The organism is Chitinophaga sp. (assembly GCF_035761305.1).
Lineage (GTDB): Bacteria > Bacteroidota > Bacteroidia > Chitinophagales > Chitinophagaceae > Chitinophaga.
Map to the genome: position 1 here is coordinate 1 of NZ_DASTRI010000163.1, position 22564 is coordinate 22564.

Below are 22564 nucleotides of genomic sequence, written 5' to 3' on the forward strand. Positions count from 1 at the left end.
CTTGACAGTTACGATGTAATTAAAATAGATGTTACCAAGCTTACCCGCGAAACGCTGAAAGATTTTCCCGAACTTGGTATGAAGGAAAAAGACCGCGCCAAAAACATGTTTGTGCTGGGCTTCCTGTACTGGTTATACAACCGTAACATGGAAAGCACCGAGAACTTCCTGCGGGAGAAATTCGGTAAAAAGCCGGAGATACTGGACAGTAACCTGAAGGTACTGCATGCCGGCTACAACTTCGGCGATACTGTAGAAGCCTCTTTCAGCACCCGTTTTAAGGTAGAAAAGGCCCGTATGGAACCTGGCACCTACCGCAGCATTACCGGTAACGTGGCGCTGGCCTACGGCCTGATAGCGGCCTCCCAGAAGGCTAACCTGCCTATATTCCTGGGCACCTATCCCATTACACCGGCCTCCGACATTTTACATGAGCTGAGCCGTTATAAGAACTTCGGCATCCGTACCTTCCAGGCGGAAGATGAAATTGCCGGCATTACCTCAGCTATTGGCGCCTCCTATGGCGGTCAAATGGGGGTTACCACCACCTCCGGCCCTGGTATGGCCCTGAAATCAGAAGCCATGGGCCTGGCTGTGATGCTGGAAATACCTTTGCTGATCGTAGACATTCAGCGCGGCGGCCCTTCCACCGGCCTGCCTACCAAAACAGAGCAAAGCGACCTGCTGCAGGCCTATTACGGCCGTAACGGCGAATGCCCCATGCCAGTTGTGTCTGCAGCTACACCGTCCGACTGCTTTGATGCGGTTTATGAAGCGTTCCGCATATCTGTAAAGCACATGACGCCCGTGATATTCCTGAGCGATGGCTACATTGCCAACGGCTCCGAACCCTGGCGTTTTCCAAAGAGCGCCGACCTGGCGCCCATTGAGGTGAAGTTCAAGACCGGCCTGGCCGAAGGCGAAGAGCAGTTCCTGCCTTACCACCGCAATGAAGACCTGGTGCGCCCCTGGGCCATACCCGGCACCCCCGGCCTGGAACACCGCATTGGCGGCCTGGAAAAGCAGAATATTACCGGTAACGTAAGCTACGACCCGGAAAACCACCAGCTAATGGTAAAGATCCGGCAGGAGAAAGTAGACCGTATTGCCGACCATATACCTGCGCAGGAAATTGAAGTAGGGCCCGACTCCGGTAAGGTGCTGGTGCTGGGCTGGGGATCTACCTACGGCGCCATTAAGAGCGCGGTAATGGAGCTGCTGGCAGAAGGTCATGCGGTGGCGCATGCCCATATCCGCTACCTGCGGCCTTTCCCCAAAAACCTGGGCGACCTGCTGCACAGCTTTGACAAGGTGCTGATACCCGAGATCAACAACGGGCAGCTGATCCGTATTATCCGCGACCAGTACCTGGTAGATGCCCACGGCTATAACAAGATTATGGGAGTGCCTATTACCAAGGGCGAGCTGGTGGTAAAAATTAAGGAAATGTTGGCCTGAACGTAATTTGCCCGTATTATATTGTATTAATGAGATAATTATTTTTTTAAATATTTTAAGTGAATCCTGCCCATCCGGGCAGGATTTTTCGTATTTTCCATATCGTAGTCAGGAGTAGTTTTTTATGAATCGTCTTATCCGGCAGTGCATTTTATGGACGGGGTGTATGGCAGTGAGCATACAGCTGCAGGCGCAAACCCATACATTTGAGATACGCCTGGGCTCACATGCAATCGGGACGGTGGAAGCGCGCTGTAATGTGAACGGCAATGCGCGGCACCTGGAAATCAAAAGCAAGCTGGAAACAACGTTCATCACCAAGTTCACGGATATTTACTGCGATTACAACAATAATGTACTGGTACAATCGCATGTGACGCGCAGCTCCGGTAAAAACAGTGACGACAGTAAGAATGTTACCACCCGCCGCGAAGGCAACCGTTACCTGATAAATGCAGACGGTGAAAAAAGCGCTCTGAACAATGTTGAGATACAGCACTCCGTATCAGACCTGTACTTTGCAGAGCCCAGGCAAATCAGCCGTGTGTATTCTGAAACCCTGGGCAAATTCCTGGCGCTGAAAGCCCTGGGCAACGGCGAATATGAGCTAAGCCTGCCGGATGGTAAAAAGAACTATTACCGGTACCAGAAAGGCACGTTAAAAGAAGTAGAGGTGAATCATACCCTGGGGAAAGCGTTTATTGTAAGAACCAGTTAAGGCCCGCCATCCAATAATGCCAATTACTTTTGCCATAAATAAGGGGCTGATCAGAAAGAATGTAAAATGTAAAATTTCAAATACCAAATGTAAAAGTAAAACCAGCTAATACACTACTGTAGCCGGTTCCAAGGCATTTTACTTTTACATTTATGATTTTACATTTTACATTCTTTCTGGTCAGTCCCTTTTCAACCTGTACGAATCATCGGTATCTTTTTCACCTGCACATTTTGCATATCTGCACATCCGCACATCGTTACAGTGTTTTCTCAATAATCTGCCCGCTCTTTTTATCTTTCAGTATCAGCTTTTTGGCGCCAAAGTGGGTCATTTCTTCTTTTACCAGGTAGTACTGGTCGTCGTACTCGGTAAAGCCTTTATCTTTTCCCACACCGGTTTTGCCCCGCCATACCTCCAGCTGCACCGGCTCCCATAATTTGCTTTTGGCGCTGCGGTAAGCGGCATCCAGCACGGCATTTACCACATAACCGTCATAAAAGGTTTCCCGGGCGGGTTTGCCGCTTTCCATGGCGTTGAACATATCGGTAAACATGTGGTTGTAGCCCAGCTCATTCAGCTCATCGCCCACGGGAAACAGCCAGCCGGAGTTGCTTTCCGCTTTTTCGGCCACATAATCTGCTCCCTTGCCGGTGGTGAACATATCAAAGCCGGTGCGCAAAAAGCTGTTGAGCCAAATGGTGCCTTCGGTGCCCATTACCTCATCGCGCAGGTCAAGGCCGCCGCGGAAGGTCCAGCTTACCTCAAACTGGCCAATGGCGCCGTTCTCATATTTCACCAGGCCAATAGCGTGGTCTTCGGCATCAATGGGTTTTACCTGCGTATCGGCCCAGCACATTACCTCTACCGGTTTAATATCCTTGCCAATGAAGCTGCGGGCAATTTCCACGCAGTGGCAGCCCAGGTCCAGTATACAACCGCCGCCGGCCTGCTCCTTATCCCAGAACCACTCGCTGTGGGGGCCGGGGTGCGTTTCCCTTGACTTGGCCCACAGTATGCGGCCCAGCGCCCCGTTTTGCACGCTTTCCAGCGCTTTCAGGAACTTGGGCGTATATACCAGGTCCTCCAGGTAGCCGTTAAAAATGCCGGCCTTTTCTACCGCTTCCAGCATCCGTTTGGCTTCTGCCGCATTACGGCCCAAGGGCTTGGTGCAGATAACGCCTTTTTTGTGCTTGCAGCACAGCAGCACCGCTGCCTCATGCAGGTTGTTGGGCAGGGAAATACATACTACCTCCACCTCCGGGTGGGCAATGGAAGCCTCCATATCCGTGGTCCAGTGTGCTACCTGGTAATCGGCTGCAAACTTTTTGGCGCTTTCCTCACGCCGGGAATAAATGCTTACAATTTTGTCCCTGCTTCTTTGTCCCTGCAGGGAGTCAGCATAAAAGCGCCCGATGAAACCCGAGCCTAACATTGAAATTTTAGCCATGACGCGTAATGATTTTATAAGAAGTACAGTTTATTGAACGGGCTTTCCCGTTTTGCGCTCTTTAAAAAACAGCACAAAGTACACCAGCACTGCGGCTGCAATATACGTCGGTACCATCCAGATAGATGTCCAGTCAGGAATTTTATTAACAGTATAGGCATCTACCACAACACCTGAGAACCATGTGCCTATGAACATGCCCAAACCATAGGTTGCAAATGTAAACATCCCCTGCGCGGCATTTTTAATGCTTTCACCGGCTTTCTCTTCGGTATACATATAACCGGTTACAAAGAAAAAGTCGTAGCAGATGCCGTGCAGTATAATGCCGGCATACAGCATCCACAGGCCGGCATCGCTGTTGCCGTATGCAAAAAGGATATAGCGCAATATCCAGGCGCCCATGCCCAGCAGCAGCATATTCTTAACGCCAATACGGTTAAACAGCAGGGGAATGGTGAGTATAAACAGCCCTTCCGATACCTGCCCCAGGATCATTTTGCCGGCGGCGTTTTCCATGCCTACGTTATCCAGGAACAGGGCGGCAAAGCCGTAGTAAAAAGAAAGCGGAATACATACCAGTATGGCGGCAATGAAAAAGATAATGTAAGGCCGGTCTTTAAACAGCACAAAAGCCTCTGTGCCCAGGGCTTTGGCGGCGCTGCCGGCTTCTTTGGCTTTGGGCGGTGTATTGGGCAGCATAAAGCTGAAAAGGCCCAGCAATACCGATGCGCCGGCGGCAATGTAAAATATGGCGCCGCCGGATCCCACCCCCAGGTAACCTACCAGCGCACCGGCTGCAATCCAGCCCAGGGTGCCTAATACGCGTATGCCGGGAAACTGCTTCCCCGGGTCGCTCATCTGCGAAAAGGCAACGCTGTTGGAAAGCGCAATGGTGGGCATATACAACAGGGAATACAACAGTATCATCCCGCAAAATAACAGGGTGTTTCCTATCTGCGGGGTAAAGAAAAGCAGCAGGCCGCCCAGCAGGTGCAAAATACCCATGAGTTTTTCCGCTGCAAAAAAACGGTCGGCTATCATGCCTATAAAAAAAGGGGAGATCATGGTAGCAACGGCCAGCGCGCTGTAGGCCCATCCTATTTCCACGCCCCTGGAATGCAGCTGCACAGACATGTACGTGTTCATAGTCACATACCAGGCGCTCCACACAAAATATTCCAGGAACATCATAAGGGACAGCTGGAGTCTGACGGCTAGTTTCATACAATGGGCTTTGTTCTGGGTTGATGATTAGGGAATTAAGATAATAAAAAAGATTTACGATTTTACAAACGCAGTTTGGGATGCACGGAAATATCCGAGCCTTCGGCCAGCAGGGCCGATACCGGTTTTTGCGCCAGCGCTGCGGCAAACGCGGGGCCGTATAATGCCTGTGTATTGCAATGGTAATCATAATCCAGCACCGTATGCACCCGCCATTGCGGATGCTTTACTTCGTAAACAGAAGTAAGCATTGGACCTGATTGTGTGTAGCCCCAGTAATGTTCTGTTATAAACTCCGCTTCGCTTCCGGGCACTATTGGCTGGGGAGCGGCCATGGCGCTGGCTTTAAGATAGTTCCATTCACCGGCTACTTTCCACTCGTAAGCTACCTGCAGTGTTTTTTCATCCGGGGTATGCCAGCGGTGACGCATGGGCAGCGTTGCATAATTTTCTTTGTAAAGGGTGTTAGCTACAAAGGTAATGAGGCGTTTAGGCACCAGCTCTTTAATAAACACCACGCCGCGCTTCCAGGTATTGCCTTCTTTAAAGCGCACGTAAAAGCGCAGGTTCACCTCTTCAAAGGTGCGGTGCATGGGAAACCCGATGCCTTTTACTTTGGTGTTGCGGAACAGGAAGCCCACTAAGCTAATGTAGTACGTGTTATTCCAGGAGTCCAGCTCCGTACGGTGGGGGATATACGGTTGCAGCAGGTCCGGCGTAACTGCAAAGTTCAGCATCAGCAAATTGCGCCATTGCGCTGTAAGAAAGGGCCGGGCCATAAGCTATTGTTGTTTACTGATCACCTGCTGGTAATACTTACATACTTTCCTGAGGCCGCACTCTCCGCATTTGGGGTTGCGGGCCACACAAATATAACGCCCGTGCAGTATAAGCCAGTGGTGGGCAATGTGCACTTTTTCCCGGGGTATATATTGCAGCAGCTGCTGTTCTGTTTGCAGCGGCGTTTTGGCGTTGGTGGTAAGCCCAATGCGGGCCGATACGCGGAACACATGCGTATCTACCGCCATGTTGGGCTGCTGGTGCACTACAGAGGTGATCACATTGGCTGTTTTGCGGCCCACGCCGGGCAGCTTTACCAGGTCGGGCACATTATCCGGTATTTCGCCGTTAAAATCCTCTACCACCATTTGCGCCATGCCAATAAGGTGTTTGGTTTTATTGTTAGGGTAACTGATGCTTTTGATGTAGGGAAACAGCTCGTCGAACGTGGCTTTGCTAAGGGCGTAAACGTTGGGGTATTTTTCAAAGATGGCGGGGGTGGTCATATTCACCCGCTTATCGGTACATTGTGCTGAGAGGATCACGGCTACCAGCAGCTGGTAGGGATTGTCATAGATAAGCTCTGTTTCGGCATTGGGTGCATGTTCTTCAAAGTAGTGCAGCACATATGCGAAGCGCTCTTTTTTCGTCATGCTGTAAAAATAGCTTACAGCCGGCAAATTGCAATTATTTCATACTGGCCGCAGCATGCTGCCTGCCACCGCTGTTTCAGCCTTTTTTCCGGGCGTGCTCGAAAATGGCCTTTAGTGTTTCTGCGCGGGGAGAGAACCTGATGGTGTTCAAAGCCTTTTTGGTTTGGGTATGACAAACCCGCTCCTCCCGGGGGAGCTCCTGATCTTTAGACATATCCTGGAAGTTATTTTTGCTATCAGCTACAGAACGTAAAACAGCAGAGAAGGATAGAGTAGAATTGCCCATGCAAATTAGTTTTAATGCAATAAATTAATATTCAGGTTAATAACGGAGAATACGTGGAATCTATTGTTAAGGTATAGCAATTTTTTAGAAAAGTGCAAGCTTATTTTGCGTTGTCAGCTTCTTCCCTGATAATGAACAGGTCTTCATTATCTTTTTTCATCAGGTATTGTTCCCGGGCGAATTTTTCCAGTTTTTCGGGGCTGGAGAGCAGCTCCCGCTGTTGTTCCGTAGTTTTATCTATTTCCGATTTAAAAAATGCTTTCTGGGTTTCCAGCTTATTTACCTCAGCCTGCAGCTGATACTGGGAAAGCAGGTTATTACGGTCCAAAAAGCCCAGCCATATTACAAAGGCTGTCAGCGCAATCACGAACTTGTTGCGCAGTAAGGCCGGTATTTTTATGGATTTGGGCAGTATCAAAATATCATTTGTTTAGGCGGCAAGGTCTTAAAAAATCCGGGTTCTGGGACAACCCAGGACCCGGAAGTATTGACCACTAAAATTGAAAAACCTGGTTTATTTCTTACCAAATTTAACGGATTTTCCCGGATAATAGGCCACACTACCCAGTGCTTCCTCAATGCGCAGCAGCTGGTTGTATTTGGCCATACGGTCGGTACGGGAGGCCGAACCGGTTTTGATCTGACCGCAGTTCAGGGCCACTGCCAGGTCGGCAATGGTGGTATCTTCGGTTTCGCCGGAGCGGTGGCTCATGATGGAGGTGTAACCGGCCTTGTGCGCCATGTTTACTGCATCAATCGTTTCAGTTACCGTACCGATCTGGTTTACTTTGATCAGGATGCTGTTGGCAATCTCCTGGTCAATACCCTGTTTCAGGCGTTTTACGTTGGTTACGAACAGGTCGTCGCCTACCAGCTGTACGGTGCTGCCTACAGCCTGGGTCAGTTTTTTCCAGCCGTCCCAATCATCTTCGGCCATACCGTCTTCGATAGAAACAATGGGGTATTTTTTGCACCATTCAGCCCAGTAAGCCACCATTTCATCGCTGCTGATAACCTTACCGGAGCTTTTATAGAATTTGTATGTTTTGTCGGCATCGTTGAACATTTCGCTGCTGGCGGCATCCAGGGCAATACCAATTTGCTCGCCTGCTTTGTAACCGGCGGCTTCAATAGCCTGCAGCACGGTTTCAATGGCTTCTTCGTTGCTCTGGATATCCGGCGCAAAACCACCCTCATCACCCACATTGGTGCTGTAGCCTTTCTTCTTCAGCACGGATTTCAGGGTATGGAATATTTCAACGCCCCAGCGCAGGCCTTCGGAGAAGGTAGATGCGCCAACAGGTATGATCATAAATTCCTGGTAATCGATCTTGTTATCGGCATGCACGCCGCCGTTCAGGATGTTCATGAGCGGCAGGGGCAGGGTAGAGGCGTTTACGCCGCCCAGGTAACGGTACAGGGGCAGGTTGCTTTCTTCTGCAGCGGCTTTTGCCACGGCCATGCTCACGGCCAGGGTAGCGTTGGCGCCCAGCTTTGCCTTATTGGGGGTGCCATCCAGCTCAATCAGCATTCTGTCAATGCCCGACTGGTCATTTACGTCCCATCCGGCCAGCTCTTCTGCAATGATCTCGTTCACATTTTTAACAGCCTGCAGCACGCCTTTGCCTACATAGGTTTTTTTATCGTTGTCACGCAGCTCCACTGCTTCGTGCTTACCGGTAGATGCGCCGGAAGGCACAGCTGCGCGGCCAAAATGGCCATCTTCAGTGGTGATGTCTACTTCTACGGTAGGATTACCACGGCTGTCTAAAATCTGCCTGGCATGGATCTCTGAAATGGTACTCATGGTTTTTTTACGATTAAGTTTAGGATTATCAATTCGTGAGCTGCCGGAAAATGGCTTCCAGGCTTTGTGAATTGCTCTGCAAAGAAAGGATGTTCCTGTTATTTATCAAAGCAAATTGCAGCAGGTTTTTCCGCACTGCCTCTACATTACCGGTAAAAAGCTGCCAGGTATTGGCCCCGCTGTCAACCACACGCGTTACACCGGGCAGCTGCTCCAGGGCTGCGGCATCTACCGGCTCGCCAAAGGTTACCTGTATGTAGCCGTTGCCGGACTGCTGTTGCTGCAGGTTTTGCAGCGTATCATCGGCAATCAGCTGCCCTTTGTTGATAATGATCACCCGGCTGCACATGGCCTCTACTTCCTGCATAATATGGGTGCTGAGGATAACGGTTTTATTGCTGCCCAGGTTTTTGATCACCTGGCGTATATCTGCCAGCTGGTTGGGATCCAGGCCGGAGGTAGGCTCGTCCAGTATCAGCACTTCAGGATCGTGCAGCAGCGCCTGCGCCAGGCCTACACGCTGTTTATAGCCTTTGGAAAGCGCGCCTATCTTCTTTTTGCTTTCGGGCTCCAGGCCGGTGAGGGCTATCACTGCCCGGATGCGTTCAGCCGCTGCCTTGCCCAGCTGGTGCACATTGGCAATAAAGGAAAGGAACTCTTTCACATACATGTCAAAATACAGGGGATTGGCTTCGGGCAGGTAACCTACGCGTTTGCGTACCTCAAGCGGGGCTTTGCTTACATCAAAACCGCCTACCAGCGCCTGGCCCCGGGTGGGCGGCAAATAGCCGGTGATCATTTTCATGGTAGTGGATTTACCGGCGCCGTTAGGGCCCAGGAAACCTACGATCTCGCCTTTGTTCAGGGAAAAAGAAATATTATCAACCGCCTTTTGCTCACCGTATGTTTTACTCAATTGCGATACCTGTATGGACATGGTTATATATTGCGGCTACTAAAGTAAAAAAATAACTTCAGAGTAGCGGCAATCCCTGCCGTCTTACCGCGGGGGTATTTTTTTATACATTTGCAGTCATGATCAGGAAATTAATAGGTTTTTGTTGTTTAGTCCCTCAACTGTTAAACGCTCAGTACCTGCCTGAGAAAAACTATCCGCAGGGATATTTCCGCGACCCGCTGAATATTCCCATTATACTGGCGGGCAACTTCGGGGAGCTGCGCCCCAATCACTTCCACTCGGGGATGGACATTAAAACACAGCAGCGGGAAAACCTGCCGGTGCACGCTGCCGCCGATGGTTATGTAAGCCGTATCAGCGTGTCGCATACCGGCTATGGTAACGGGTTATACATTACTCACCCTAACGGGTATACGACAGTGTACGGTCACCTGAACCGCTTTTTCCCGGCGCTGGAACGTTACGTAAAGCAAAAAGAATATGAGCAGGAGGACTGGGCCATTGACCTGGAAATACCGCCGGGCATGTTTCCTGTAAAAAAGGGCGATTTTGTAGCCTGGAGCGGTAATACCGGCGGCTCTACCGGTCCGCACCTGCACTTTGAGATACGCAACACCCAAACCATGCACCCGCTGAACCCTTTGCTGTTTGGTTTTGATGTGCCGGATAAGCGGGCGCCGGAAGTGTACCGCGTAGCCGTTTTTAACCGCGAAAAAAGCATTTATGAGCAGCAGCCCGTAATAACAGGCGTAAAAAAGGTGAACGGTGAGTATGTAACCACCACGCCGCTTATTAAGGTAAGGGCAGCAAAAGCCGGTATAGGCATTAACGGTATAGACCGGCAAAGCAACTCCACTAACCCCAATGGCATATACGAAGTAATACTGTTTGATAACGATGTGCCTAATGAGGGCTTTCAGCTGGATGATATCGGGTATGAGGAAACCCGCTACCTGAACGCGCACATTGATTATAAAGTAAAGAAAGGCGGTGGCCCTTACCTGCAACTGGTTTTTCCCCTGCCTGGCAATAAGCTGAACATTTACCACGATATAAAAGGCAATGGCACCATTGACCTTTCCGACGGCGCTGTGCACCATGTAAAGCTGCTGGTGAAAGATGCCTATGGCAACACCAGCACCGTAAAGTTCAACCTGCAGCAGTCGGGCAGCGAACCGGCAGCGGCTTCGTGCGCCAATACCATGTACCCGGGCAGCCGCAATATATTTGAGAACAACTGGGTAGAGTTTTTCCTGGATGAAACCGCGCTGTACGACCAGGTATGTTTCCGCTATTCGGAAGTGCCCAGCATAAGCGCTAAATCGTGGTCAAATATTTACCACCTGCACACACCGCTGGTGCCCATACATACGTCATTTGACCTGCGCCTGAAGCCCGACAAGCCAGTGCCGCCGGCGCTGCAGCCGAAGATAGTGATGGTGCGCACCGGCCTGGGCGAAGATGCATCCGGCACCACCTATGAAAATGGATGGTTTACCGGCCGTTTCCGCGACTTTGGCAATTTTCACCTGGAGGTAGATACCATAGCACCCACGATCAGTGTGCTGGGCGGCATCCGCAACGGCGCCAACCTGGCCAGGGCCACCCGTTTATCTTTCAGGATGAACGATAACAGCGGCATTAAAAGTTACCGCGCGGAGCTGGATGGCCACTGGCTTATGTTTTCCCGTAAAGGCACGGTGCTCACCTATACTTTTGACGAGCACTGCCCGCCCGGCGGGCATACGCTTAAACTAACGGTAACGGATATAGCGGGTAACGAAGGCGTACATACATTAACATTTAAAAGATAAACATTGGCACTACCAACCATGCACCTGAAGGAAGGTGATAAGGCGCCGGCATTTAAAGGAGTGGACCAGCATGGCAATACGGTAACACTGGCTGGTTTAAAAGGGAAGAAGGTGATCCTTTACTTTTACCCGCATGATATGACGCCCACCTGCACCACGCAGGCCTGCAACCTGCGGGACAATTACCAGGCGTTGCTGGCAAAAGGCTATGCGGTGATAGGTGTAAGCATTGACAGTGAGAAGAGCCACCAGAAGTTTGCAAAGAGGTATGATCTGCCTTTTCCGCTGCTGGCAGATGAGGACCAAAAAATTGTACATGCCTATGGGGTGTTTGGCGAAAAGAAATTTATGGGCCGCATTTTTGACGGTACGCACCGCACTACGTTCCTGATCAATGAAAAAGGGATCATAGATAAGATCATTACCCGGCCAAACAGCAAAAATCACACAGCGGAGATATTGGAGGTGTGGGATAAAGCTGAAAGCACAAAGCATAAAGCATAAAGCGGATGGCGGATATTCCTGTGCGGGCTATTAAATGCTGAATGCCGGCATGCTGATGCGGATTGCCGGAATGAGGAAGGGAGCGGCTAAGCCAATGCATGGGCGGCTAAGTGCCTGATGTTACTTATGCCGGCTACAGGAGCGGGAACATGAATGCAAAAGATGAAAAGATGGAAACAGGAAAAATGCGGCAGGGGTAAACATGCATATGAAAAAAACGCAGGGCAGAGAAAGACGCGGGTAAGGGAAACATGCAGGCGCATAAGGATAGCAAACAACAAACAACAATCAACAAACAATAAGTAATAAACAATAATCAACAATATTCCTCCTCATTTAAAGGCAAAAGCCCGGTAGTGCAGTACTAACCGGGCTTTTGCTTTATGCTTTATACTATCTCTTTTGTCTTTGTTTCTTGAACAGGTTACCGGTTTTGAACTTATTGCCTTCGGGGCTGCCTACGCGGTCCATAGCGCAGCGGAAGCCAACGGTGTTGGTAGCCATATCTTCCTGCATGTAACGGCGGGTGCCGGGTGACAGCCAGTAAGCGCGGTCGTTCCAGCTACCACCTTTTACTACGCGGGATTTGTCGTTTATCAGGGAGGTAACACCGTAACCGTATTGTACCTGTGATAAGGAGTCGCCATCCAGGTAGTTGATCACATCACCTTTCTGGTAGTTCAAACGGTTGGCGCTTTCTTCATCCGTAACATCGCGCATTTTCAGGGAGCCCAGGCTGTCTTTTTCCGGCTCGTTGTCGGCGTTCATATAAACAGTCTGGAACTTGTTACCGCGGAAGTAGTTGAAATCATCGCCGTCTATCGGGTTCAGCGGCCTGTAAACGTCCAGCACCCATTCGCTTACGTTACCGGACATGTTATAGATGCCAAAGTTGTTGGGGAAGAAAGAGCGAACAGGACCCGGTATGGAAGCACGGTCGTTCAAACCGCCGGCCATACCCATGTTATCACCGGAACCGCGTTTAAAGTTCGCCAGGAACTGGCCCTGCCAGGTACCGCGGCGGATGTCCCTTAAACCGCTGGTGTTGGTGCCCCAGGAGTACACCTGTTTGTTCATGATCAACTCTTCACCGCGCTTGCCTTCTTTCCGGGAAGGAGCGGGGTTTTGACCTATATAACCTAATGCAGCATATTCCCATTCTGCTTCTGTGGGCAGGCGGTAGTTAGGCAGCATCACACCATCCTCAAACTGCGCCGTGCGGGGAGAGCCGTCTGCGTTTTTGAACTGGTCTTTTACGCTTTTTGACATTTTACCCGGTGTACCTTCGTACAGGCCGGCCATATATGATTTGGTGTCAAAAGTATTGTCGTCGGCCTGGTTGGTTACATCGCTTTTAGACAGCAGCCCTTTATCCATCAGCAGCTTTTCGTTCACACGGTTAGAGCGCCATTTGGCATAGTCGGTAGCCTGTTTCCAGGTAACGCCTACCACCGGGTAATCGTTATAGGCCGGGTGGCGGAAGTAGTATTCCACCAGGGGCTCGTTATAAGCCAGCTCGCTGCGCCATACCAGGGTATCTGGCAAAGCCTGGCGGTATACCTGCGGGAAAGACTCGCCGTACATACGCTGTAACCAGAACAGGTATTCACGGTAGTTTACGTTAGATACTTCATTTTCATCGATGTAAAAAGAGGAAACCGTAATACGGCGGGGAATGTTGTTCCATTCCATCATTACATCCTGCTCGGTAGCGCCCATGGCAAACGTACCACCTTGCACAAACACCAGGCCCGGGCCGGTTTGCTGCTCCTTACTTTTAGCCACGCTAAAACCACCCATCTTCGGATCGTTATAGTTCCAGCCGGTCGCAGAGGATTTTTCTTTTTTCTTGCCAAACAGCCCTCCGCCATCCTTATTACAGGAGGTTGTGGCCAGCATTACACTGGTGCCCAAGAGCAAAGACAGAGAGGTTAATCTATGCATGAGATTCAGCTTTTAGTATTGGTTTTATAGGTAAACGCAAATTTAATATATTTTATTTTATAGCGAAAAAAATTAATTTGTAACGTTTTGGCCCTTAAATTTACCACAAACCGGTTTGTATGTCAAGGGGTTATTTGAAGTTTAGTGAGGCCGGTTTATTAATTTTACCGGCCACCTGCCCGGGTTGTGTTAAAAATTGTAAAAACCCTTATGAAGCTGTACCGCCTGCTGCTTTTATTGTTGTGCAGTGCTGCATTGCCCGCGCATGCGCAACGTACCTATGCCGCTCATTCCGTACTGGCTGCCGGCGCCTGGTATAAGCTGGCGGTTACACAGCCCGGCGTGTACAAAATCCCGGTATCTCAGCTGGCCGGTATGGGCATTAACACACAATCCCTGTCATCTGCCGCTGTGCGTATTTTTGGCAACGGAGGGCAGCTGCTGCCGGAAAACAACCGCATGCCGCGCCCCGATGACTTGGCCGAAGTAGCCCTGCAGATTGCTGACGGCGGTGATGGCCTCCTGAACGGGGATGATTATGTGCTGTTTTATGCGCCCGGGCCACATGCCTGGACCTATAACCCTGCCGGCCGCACCTTTACACACCAGTACAACCTTTACAGCGATACTGCCTGGTATTTCCTGAACATTGGCGCAAACGGCCGCCGCATTGCCACGGATAGCACCCCGCCGCCCGCGCCCACCACGGATATTACTGCTTTTGACTATCATGCCTTTTATGAAAAAGACAGCATTAACCTGGTAAGCAGCGGCAAACAGTGGTGGGGCCCGGTATTCAGCAATGCTCCCGGCGGAACGCTTACCCGCAGCATTCCCTTTACCTTGCCGGCTGCCGCCGCACAGGTACAGGTACGCGCCAGGGCAGCCGCCCGCAGCGCCGGGAGCCGGTTTGATATAACCGTAAACCAGGGCGCTGCCGGTAGCCTTACATTAAACGCAGTAAGCGGCAATATATTTGAAGCTTTTGCCACTGCTGCCTACGGCGCTTTTGATGTGCCCGTGAACAGCGCCCAGGTACAGGTAGGCCTGCAGTATAACGGCGGCAACGGCGACCAGGGCTGGCTGGATTATATTGAGCTGCAGGCCCGCTGCCCGCTTAAGCTGCCTGCCGGGGACCCGTTGCTTTTCCGCGATGCGGCAAGCGTGGCGCCTGGCGCTGCCGGCCGGTTTATCATAAACAATGGCGCCGCCGCTACCCGGGTATGGGATGTTACCAATGCCGTTACACCCGTTAACCTGCCGGTACAGCATACCGGCAGCCAGCTGCAGTTTGTACGGGATGCCGCCACCCTGCGGGAATACGTGGCTTTTAACCCGGACCAGCTGCCCCAGCCGGCGTATGCAGGCATGGTAGCCAACCAGGACCTGCACGCTACACCGGCCACCAACATGCTGATTATTACCACGCCGGCCCTGAAAGCAGCTGCAGGCCGCCTGGCTGCCTGGCATACATCGCACGAGCAGCTGCAGGTGCAGGTAGTAACGGTACAGGATATTTATAACGAATTTGCCTCCGGCACGCCTGACCCCACGGCTATACGCGATTTTGTAAAAATGTGCTATGACCGCGGCGGCAGCAGCGGCACGCCGCTCCGCTACCTGCTGCTGTTTGGCGACGCTTCTTTTGACTACCGCAACCGCGTGCCGGGCAACACCAACCTGGTGCCTACCTGGCAAAGCGATGCATCGCTGGACTTTATTAACTCCTATCCCTCAGACGATTTTTTTGGTTTCCTGGATGACGGGGATGATATAACGGATATTAATACACGCAACCTGCTGGACGTTGGCATTGGCCGCCTGCCCGTGCAAACAGCCACCCAGGCCCAGCAGGTGGTGGATAAGATAATTGGCTACCACAGCCCCGCTAATTTTGGCCCCTGGCGCAATCACCTCACCTTTGTGGCCGACGACGGGGATAACAACCTGCACCTGCAGGATGCGGAAGCGGTAAGCAGCATGGCCGGCCAAACCTGGCGCCAGGGCGTTGCAGACAAGATTTACCTGGATGCCTATCCCAAAGTAGCCGCTTCCGGCGGCAGCCGCTACCCGGCTGTGAACAGCGATATACAGCAGCACATGAACAACGGCAACCTGGTATGGAATTATACAGGCCATGGCAGCTACTCGCGCCTGGCAGAGGAGGTGGTGGTAGATGCCGGCTCCATTAAAACCTGGAGCAATGCGCAGCGCCTGCCCCTGGTTATTACCGCCACCTGCGACTTTGCACCCTTTGATAACCCGGTATATACCTCCCTTGGTGAGCAGCTGGTGCTGCAACCCTCTGGTGGCGCCATTGCGCTGATGACCACCACGCGGGCCGTATTTGCGTACTCGAACCGGGTAATGAACACCAACTATTTGCAGATGGCCTTTACGCCCTTGGCCAACGGGCATATGCCCAGCCTGGGAGAAGCCGCCATGCTGGGAAAAAACCTTACCTACACCAATTACAGCGATATAGCCAATAACCGTAAGTTCCAGCTGCTGGGCGATCCCGCGCTTACGCTGGCCTTTCCCCGGTACCATGTGGTAACGGATAGTATTAACGGGCAGGATGTAAGCCAGGTAACCGATACCCTTAAGGCCATGGGCAAATACGTGGTAAAAGGCCATGTTGAAGATGAGCAGGGGAACCCGCTGCGGGACTTTAACGGCAACCTGGATGTAACAGTATATGATAAACCCGTTACCCTGCGCACCCGGGGCAATGATGCGGGCAGCGAGCCGGCAGATTACACGGTGCAGCAGCAGGTATTGTTCCACGGGCAGCAAAGCGTGCAGCAGGGCCGGTTCACCTTTACCTTTATTGTACCCAGGGATATTGACTATAAACCCAGCGCAGGTAAGATCAGCTATTATGCAGCCGGTGAACAGGCCGATGCCGGCGGTTATTTCAACGGTTACCAGGTAGGCGGCACCGCCGGCAATGCCCCGGCGGACACCACCGGTCCGCAGGTGCAGGCGTTTTTAGATACAGAGCTGTTCCGCAACGGCGGCATTACCGGGCCCGATCCCGTGCTGCTGGTGAACCTGCATGACAGCAGCGGCATTAACACCTCCGGCTATGGTATCGGGCACGATATAATAGCAGTGCTGGACACCGCCAGCCAGTATTTTATCCTGAATGATTTTTACACCGCCACCCTGGATGATTATCGCAGCGGCGCAATCCGTTTCCCCTTTTACAACCTGGCAGCAGGGCCGCATACGCTTACCATTAAGGCCTGGGACACTTACAATAATGCCACCACTGTTACCCTGCACTTTGTAGTAGTAAACAGCGGCACCCTGGCCGTGCAGGATGCGGGCAATTATCCGAACCCTTTTACCACCACCACCCGGTTCTTTTTTACGCATAACCAGCAGGGGCAGGAGCTTACCGTTACCCTGCAGGTTTTTACCATATCGGGGCAGCTGGTAAAAACACAGCGGCAAACAATAAAAGCAGTTGGTAACCGTTATGATGGCATGCTTTGGAATGGTAATGCCGACTCCGGAGCCAGGTTGCCGCCTGGAATTTACCTTTACAGGTTGACTGTCAGCACTAAACTTAAAACTAAAATTTCAGGAGGAAAACTGATCTTATTTTAAAACCTATGCAAAAAAAGATTAATTTCAGCATCCCTGGCCTCACTCCATTTCTTGATTATTATAAATTAGGCATTATTTTTACACCTCGTTTCAAATATAAAAATTACATGATCCGTAAGGTAACATTGAGCCTTGTGTTCATTTCTTGCACTTTCATCAGTTTAAAGACCTCAGCGCAAATCAGCACCGGCGATATAGACGGGCGTACGAACACTATTAATACGGCAGTGCCGTTTTTACGGATCTCTCCTGATGCCAGGAGCGGCGCCATGGGCGATGTAGGTGTTGCCCTTTCACCGGACGCCAACTCCAATTACTGGAACCTTTCCAAGCTGCCTTTTGCCACTACCACCTCTTCTGTAGCTGTTACCTATACGCCATGGTTAAAAGAGCTGGTGAACGATGTGTTCCTGGCAAACCTGAGCGGTTATTACAAATTAAATGATATAGAAGCCGTAGGCGCTTCGCTCCGTTATTTTTCTTTAGGCACCATTAACTTTACCGATATTACCGGCACCCCTACGTACGACTACCGCCCCCGCGAGTGGGCATTTGACGCAGGCTATGCCCGCAAGCTGTCAGACAACCTGTCTATAGGCCTGGCCCTCCGTTATATTTATTCCAACCTGGCCAACGGCGATATTAATGGCCGTGTAATACGCCCCGGTAAAGCATTTGCCGGCGATGTGTCTTTGTTTTACACCAAAGATTTTGAAAAGGATGATGGTACTGTAAACACCTGGAACCTGGGTATGGCCATCACCAACGTAGGCACCAAAATATCCTACACCCAATCGGCCCAGTATAAAGATTTTATTCCTACCAACCTGGGTATAGGCACTGCTTATACCATTGGTATGGATGAATACAATAAAATAACCTTTGCCCTGGATATTAACAAGCTGCTGGTGCCCACCCCTGACAGCTCCGGCGCCTACCGCGATAAAGGCGTGGTAGAGTCTATTTTTACCTCTTTCGGCGACGCGCCCGGCGGTTTCAGCGAAGAGCTGAAGGAGCTGATGTTTTCCGTAGGCGCCGAATACTGGTATAATAACACCTTTGCAGTAAGGGCCGGTTATTACAACGAGAACAAGTACAAGGGCAACCGTAAATACTTTACCGCCGGCATCGGCATTAAGTACGATGTATTTGGCCTGAACTTTTCTTACCTGGTGCCTTCCGGTACCGGTATTCAACGCAACCCGCTTTCCAATACCCTGCGCTTTACCCTGAGCTTTGACCTGTCAGGAAATGACGAAAGCAGCAACAGCGGGTACTAACTCATAAACCTTCATGACTAAGATACGTATAGGACAGGGAATAGACTTCCATCAGCTTACAGCAGGCCGCGACTTTTGGCTGGGCGGCGTATTGGTGCCGCACCATAAAGGAGCGCTGGGCCACAGCGATGCCGATGTGCTGCTGCATGCCATTTGCGATGCTATGCTGGGCGCCCTTAGCCTGGGCGATATTGGCGTGCACTTCCCCGATACAGACAATACCTATAAAAACATTGACAGCAAAATACTGCTGGCCCGGTGCGCGGAATTAATTGCCGGAAAAGGCTACCAGGTAGTGAATATCGACAGCTCCCTGTGCCTGCAGGCGCCCAAGATAAAACCCTATGTGCCGCAGATGCGGGAGGTGATAGCCCGTATTCTTAACCTTACCGTGGAAGATGTGTCTATTAAAGCCACTACCACAGAAAAGCTTGGTTTTGTAGGCCGGGAAGAGGGGGTAGTGGCGCTGGCAAGCGTGCTGCTGGAGAAGGTTTAATTACTCACTGCCAGGGCGCTCAGCCGGATCAGTTTAATGCAAACCGGCGGCAATGTATGCATAGCCTCCCGCGCATCGCCAGCGCATTCATCTTCAGCCTTCATATCGGTATTCAACATTCAGTGTTAGGCATTTAGCAGTCAGCAGGCAGCTTCAGCCTATGGCATTTCATTCGTAATTCGTAATTGAATAATTCGTAATTATTAGTGCTATCTTTGTTAAATGGCTGAAATAATAGTAAAGATCATAAACCGGTCGGCCAACGAGCTGCCGTCCTATGCTACTGCCGACGCAGCAGGGATGGATTTGCGGGCGCACCTGGAAACTGCAATGACATTGCAGCCCCTGGAGCGGGTCCTGGTGCCTACCGGCTTATTTATGGAGCTACCGGCAGGTTATGAAGCACAACTAAGGCCCCGCAGCGGCCTGGCTATTAAACAGGGGCTTACCTTGCTTAACACCCCCGGTACCATAGATGCCGACTACCGGGGCGAGATTAAGGTGATCATCATTAACTTATCCAATGAGCCGCAAACCATTGCACCTGGCGAACGTATTGCACAAATGGTGATTGCACCCGTAACCCGGGTAACCCTGGCGCCGGTGGAAATACTCACAACAACCGACCGCGGGCATGGTGGTTTCGGGCACACAGGAAAATCCTGAGGAATGCGTGTACTGATTACCGTTATAGGATTGGGATGTGCTCTTACCTGGGGCGCGTGCAGTAGTACAAAAAACACGGCTGCCAGGCATGTGTATGCAATAAAAGATCCTACTATCCTGAAACAGCGGTCCGACAGCCTTTTCTTTGCTGCACAGCGTTCCAAAATGCTGGGCGACTACAAGACCGCTATTACCCAGTTTTCCGATTACCTGCGCCTGAACAGGCAAAATCCAACTGTATATTATGAGCTGGCGCGCCTTTTTATGGAGGTGAACAATCCTGCCTATGCCCTGGGCTTTGCCCGCCGGGCGGCAGCCATGGACACCACCAACCGCTGGTTTCAGCTGGCCCTGGCCGATGCCCTGGGCATGAACCAGCTGTTTGACAGCGCCGCTACTGTATATGACCGCCTGATCCGGCAATACCCGGAAAGCGAAGATTACCTTTTTAACAAGGCCATGCTGCTGAGCAAGGCCGGCAAAACAGATGATGCCCTGGCAGTGCTGGACCAGCTGGAAGAAAAGACCGGTGTGGTAGAGGAGCTGGTATACCAGAAACAGCGCCTGCTGCTGAAAGAGAGTAAGGTAGATGCAGCCGCCGCGGAAATACGCAAGCTCATTGATCAAAACCCCGGCGAAATACGCTATTACCAGCTGCTGGCCGATGTATATGATGCCAATGACCGGGTGAAGGAAGCCACCGCTGTTTATCAAACCATCCTTTCCAAAGACCCGGATAACCCGCGCTCGCTGATAGCGCTGGCCAATTACGCCAGGCAGCGGAAAGACAGCACCACTTACTGGAGCTATCTTACAAAAGCCTTTGCCAACCCGGACTACAGCATTGACGAAAAAGTAGCTTTCGTATACCCGTACCTGCAAATGATGCAGCTGGACAGCTCCAAGCTGCAGGAAGGGCTGCTGCTGACCCGCCTGGTAATACAGGCCCACCCGAAAGAGGCCAAAGCCTATGCGCTGCGGGCCGATATGTTTTCACAGGCCGATATGCTGGACAGCGCGCTCAATGATTATAACAAAGCTATCGGGCTCGACTCAACGCGGTTTTCGGTATGGTACCAGCTCATGTGGATCTACTCCCGGAAAGACGATACCCAGGCCCTGCTGAACGCCAGCACCCTGGTTACACAGCGTTTCCCGGAAGAGTTCATGGGCTTTTATTTTAAAGGCGTAGCCACTTATATGCTGCAAAAGTTCCCGGAGGCCATCCGCTCGCTGAACAAGGCAGTGGCCATAGGCAGCAGCGATAAGCGTTTTATGGGCGATGTATACTCGCTGCTGGGCGATGCTTACCATGCCATTGGCCAGCACCAGCTGTCGGACAGCAGCTATGAGCGCGCCCTTATTATACGGCCCGATGATGCCATGGTGCTGAACAATTACAGCTATTACCTTTCCGTACGGGGTGAGCACCTGGAAAAAGCAGCGGAGATGTCGCACCGCTCCCTGGAGCTGCAGCCCGGCAGCGCTACGTATATGGACACCTATGCCTGGATATTGTTCCGGCAGGGCAAGTATGAGGATGCAAAGCAATGGATAGAGAAAGCCCTGCAGGACCCGGAAGCCCGTAAAGACCCGAATGTGCTGGAGCATTACGGAGATATTTTATTTAACCTGAAAGATGTTGCAAAAGCATTGGAGTACTGGCAGCTGGCTAAGGAGAAGGGCGCTTCTTCTGTAGGCCTGGCCAGGAAAATTGCTGAAAAACGGTATATTGACTTGTAGAATTACGGATTGTCAATTACGAATTACGAATGAAAATGCTTAACGTTGAGCACCCCGGCAATAAGGCGCCGGATTACAGGCACATCGCCCCGATTCGTAATTGATAATTCGCAATTGGACTAATTGGGATTATGAAGCAAATCATTTTACTCGGTATTGCCTGTATTATATTCGTGTCTTGCAGACACACGCGTCAGCTGGCGCGCACCTCCTTCCCGGTAACAGATACCAGCCATGCATTGGGGAAAGACAGTATTACTGCCGCCGGCGGCGATATGGCGTTTAACAGCAGCCTGCTGGCGGGCATCCATAAAAACCATATTGATTTCCATACTTTTTCCGGTAAGCTGAAGGTAGATTTTGAAAACGACCGGCAGAAACAGCAGAACATCAGCACCAACATCCGCATGCTGAAAGACAGCATCATCTGGATCTCCGTATCAGCCCCCATTATAGGTGAGGTAGCCCGGGCCATTATTACGCCGGACAGCCTGAAGGCCTATGATAAGTTCAATAAACGGGCGTACCTGCGCGCCATCAGCGATGCCAGGGACCTGCTGAACATACCTTTTGACTTCCGTACCCTGCAGGATATGATTATCGGTAACCCGGTGTTTCTCACAGACTCTATTTACCAGGTGGTGAAAACCCCCGCCATTATTTCCTTCAGCTGCGATACCACTATGTACACCAGCCTTTTTAACGTGTTTGCAGATGATTTTCAGCTGCAGCAAAGCAAAGTGATGGATAAGGATGAAACCCATAACCGTTCCTGTGAGCTTACCTACGGGGAGTATAAAGAAGTAGAAGGCCGCAAGGTGCCTTTTATGCGCCGCATTTTCATTGAGGAAAAAAATGTAACAAGGGTGGCCATGGATTTTTCCAAAATGGAATTTAACCAGCCCCAAACGTTTCCATTTAACTTACCTGCATCTTATAGCAGGGAATAAAAGCCCTGATATATTGGTTTTTAAGATTTGTAATTTAACTTTAACCTTCATAGAAAATTTATTGCAGTCATCTTAAATTGATCATGTTGTATTTGAAGAAGCTTATTCCGCTAATACTTGTTATATGGTTGGCACCTGCTGTTTTGCATGCGCAGAATAATAATCAGCAGCCAACGCGGGAGGAGCTGGAGCGCCGTAAAAGGGAGCTGCAGAAAGAAATAGATGAAGCCAATGCAGCGCTGAAGGAAACCAAA

The 22564-nt window shown here is 50.9% G+C and carries 19 protein-coding genes; 10 read left to right on the forward strand and 9 right to left on the reverse strand.

Features of this window, described 5'->3' with window-relative positions:
• Window positions 1-1458, forward strand: a 1458-nt coding sequence (locus tag VFS25_RS14030) for a 2-oxoacid:acceptor oxidoreductase subunit alpha (protein WP_326462785.1), incomplete at its 5' end; no start/stop codon positions are given.
• A 166-nt stretch (window positions 1459-1624) separates the two neighbouring features.
• Window positions 1625-2176, forward strand: coding sequence for a DUF6134 family protein (locus VFS25_RS14035; protein WP_326462786.1), 552 nt, complete (start codon window positions 1625-1627; stop codon window positions 2174-2176).
• A 259-nt stretch (window positions 2177-2435) separates the two neighbouring features.
• Here the strand turns inward: VFS25_RS14035 and VFS25_RS14040 are convergent, their stop codons facing one another.
• The 8 genes from VFS25_RS14040 to gldA all read right to left on the reverse strand — a co-directional run bounded on the left by VFS25_RS14040 (window position 2436) and on the right by gldA (window position 9316).
• Window positions 2436-3626, reverse strand: a complete 1191-nt coding sequence (locus VFS25_RS14040) for a Gfo/Idh/MocA family oxidoreductase (protein WP_326462787.1) — start codon at window positions 3624-3626, stop codon at window positions 2436-2438.
• Window positions 3627-3656: 30 nt separating this feature from the next.
• Window positions 3657-4853 carry a nucleoside permease gene (locus VFS25_RS14045; RefSeq protein ID WP_326462788.1) on the reverse strand — a complete coding sequence of 399 codons (1197 nt, stop codon included), beginning with the start codon at window positions 4851-4853 and terminating at the stop codon, window positions 3657-3659.
• Between the two features lie 62 nt (window positions 4854-4915).
• On the reverse strand, window positions 4916-5632 hold the full coding sequence (locus VFS25_RS14050; RefSeq protein ID WP_326462789.1) for a DUF2071 domain-containing protein: 717 nt from the start codon (window positions 5630-5632) through the stop codon (window positions 4916-4918).
• 3 nt (window positions 5633-5635) lie between these two features.
• Complete coding sequence (gene nth / locus VFS25_RS14055) at window positions 5636-6286, reverse strand: endonuclease III (RefSeq protein ID WP_326462790.1); 651 nt, start codon at window positions 6284-6286, stop codon at window positions 5636-5638.
• 76 nt (window positions 6287-6362) lie between these two features.
• Window positions 6363-6500, reverse strand: a complete 138-nt coding sequence (locus VFS25_RS14060; protein WP_326462791.1) for a hypothetical protein — start codon at window positions 6498-6500, stop codon at window positions 6363-6365.
• 172 nt (window positions 6501-6672) lie between these two features.
• Entirely contained in the window at window positions 6673-6990 is a 318-nt protein-coding gene (locus tag VFS25_RS14065) for a septum formation initiator family protein (protein ID WP_326462792.1), read from the reverse strand.
• A 96-nt stretch (window positions 6991-7086) separates the two neighbouring features.
• The gene (gene eno / locus VFS25_RS14070) at window positions 7087-8379 is read right to left on the reverse strand and encodes a phosphopyruvate hydratase (protein WP_326462793.1); all 1293 of its coding nucleotides are present in this window, start codon (window positions 8377-8379) and stop codon (window positions 7087-7089) included.
• A 28-nt stretch (window positions 8380-8407) separates the two neighbouring features.
• On the reverse strand, window positions 8408-9316 hold the full coding sequence (gldA, locus tag VFS25_RS14075; RefSeq protein WP_326462794.1) for a gliding motility-associated ABC transporter ATP-binding subunit GldA: 909 nt from the start codon (window positions 9314-9316) through the stop codon (window positions 8408-8410).
• 98 nt (window positions 9317-9414) lie between these two features.
• On the opposite strand from gldA, the gene VFS25_RS14080 reads away from it, so the two are divergent.
• Window positions 9415-11112 (forward strand): peptidoglycan DD-metalloendopeptidase family protein, encoded by a 1698-nt coding sequence (locus tag VFS25_RS14080; RefSeq protein WP_326462795.1) that lies wholly within the window; start codon window positions 9415-9417, stop codon window positions 11110-11112.
• A 3-nt stretch (window positions 11113-11115) separates the two neighbouring features.
• Window positions 11116-11616 (forward strand): thioredoxin-dependent thiol peroxidase, encoded by a 501-nt coding sequence (bcp, locus tag VFS25_RS14085; protein WP_326462796.1) that lies wholly within the window; start codon window positions 11116-11118, stop codon window positions 11614-11616.
• Window positions 11617-12009: 393 nt separating this feature from the next.
• On the opposite strand, the gene VFS25_RS14090 is transcribed toward bcp, so the two are convergent.
• Window positions 12010-13560: an SUMF1/EgtB/PvdO family nonheme iron enzyme gene (locus tag VFS25_RS14090; protein WP_326462797.1), complete on the reverse strand. Its 1551-nt coding sequence runs from the start codon at window positions 13558-13560 to the stop codon at window positions 12010-12012.
• 210 nt (window positions 13561-13770) lie between these two features.
• Here VFS25_RS14090 and porU point away from each other — a divergent pair, with 210 nt between their 5' ends.
• The 6 genes from porU (at window position 13771) to VFS25_RS14120 (ending at window position 22310) form a co-directional block, all read left to right on the forward strand.
• Complete coding sequence (gene porU, locus VFS25_RS14095) at window positions 13771-17175, forward strand: type IX secretion system sortase PorU (RefSeq protein WP_326462798.1); 3405 nt, start codon at window positions 13771-13773, stop codon at window positions 17173-17175.
• Window positions 17176-17309: 134 nt separating this feature from the next.
• Entirely contained in the window at window positions 17310-18455 is a 1146-nt protein-coding gene (gene porV / locus VFS25_RS14100) for a type IX secretion system outer membrane channel protein PorV (RefSeq protein WP_326462799.1), read from the forward strand.
• A gap of 13 nt (window positions 18456-18468) precedes the next feature.
• Window positions 18469-18951 carry a 2-C-methyl-D-erythritol 2,4-cyclodiphosphate synthase gene (ispF, locus tag VFS25_RS14105; RefSeq protein WP_326462800.1) on the forward strand — a complete coding sequence of 161 codons (483 nt, stop codon included), beginning with the start codon at window positions 18469-18471 and terminating at the stop codon, window positions 18949-18951.
• Window positions 18952-19173: 222 nt separating this feature from the next.
• Window positions 19174-19617, forward strand: coding sequence for a dUTP diphosphatase (dut, locus tag VFS25_RS14110; protein WP_326462801.1), 444 nt, complete (start codon window positions 19174-19176; stop codon window positions 19615-19617).
• Between the two features lie 3 nt (window positions 19618-19620).
• The gene (locus VFS25_RS14115; protein ID WP_326462802.1) at window positions 19621-21360 is read left to right on the forward strand and encodes a tetratricopeptide repeat protein; all 1740 of its coding nucleotides are present in this window, start codon (window positions 19621-19623) and stop codon (window positions 21358-21360) included.
• Window positions 21361-21491: 131 nt separating this feature from the next.
• A complete protein-coding gene (locus VFS25_RS14120; RefSeq protein ID WP_326462803.1) occupies window positions 21492-22310 on the forward strand; it encodes a DUF4292 domain-containing protein in 819 nt (272 codons plus the stop codon).
• Window positions 22311-22564 lie beyond the last annotated feature (254 nt).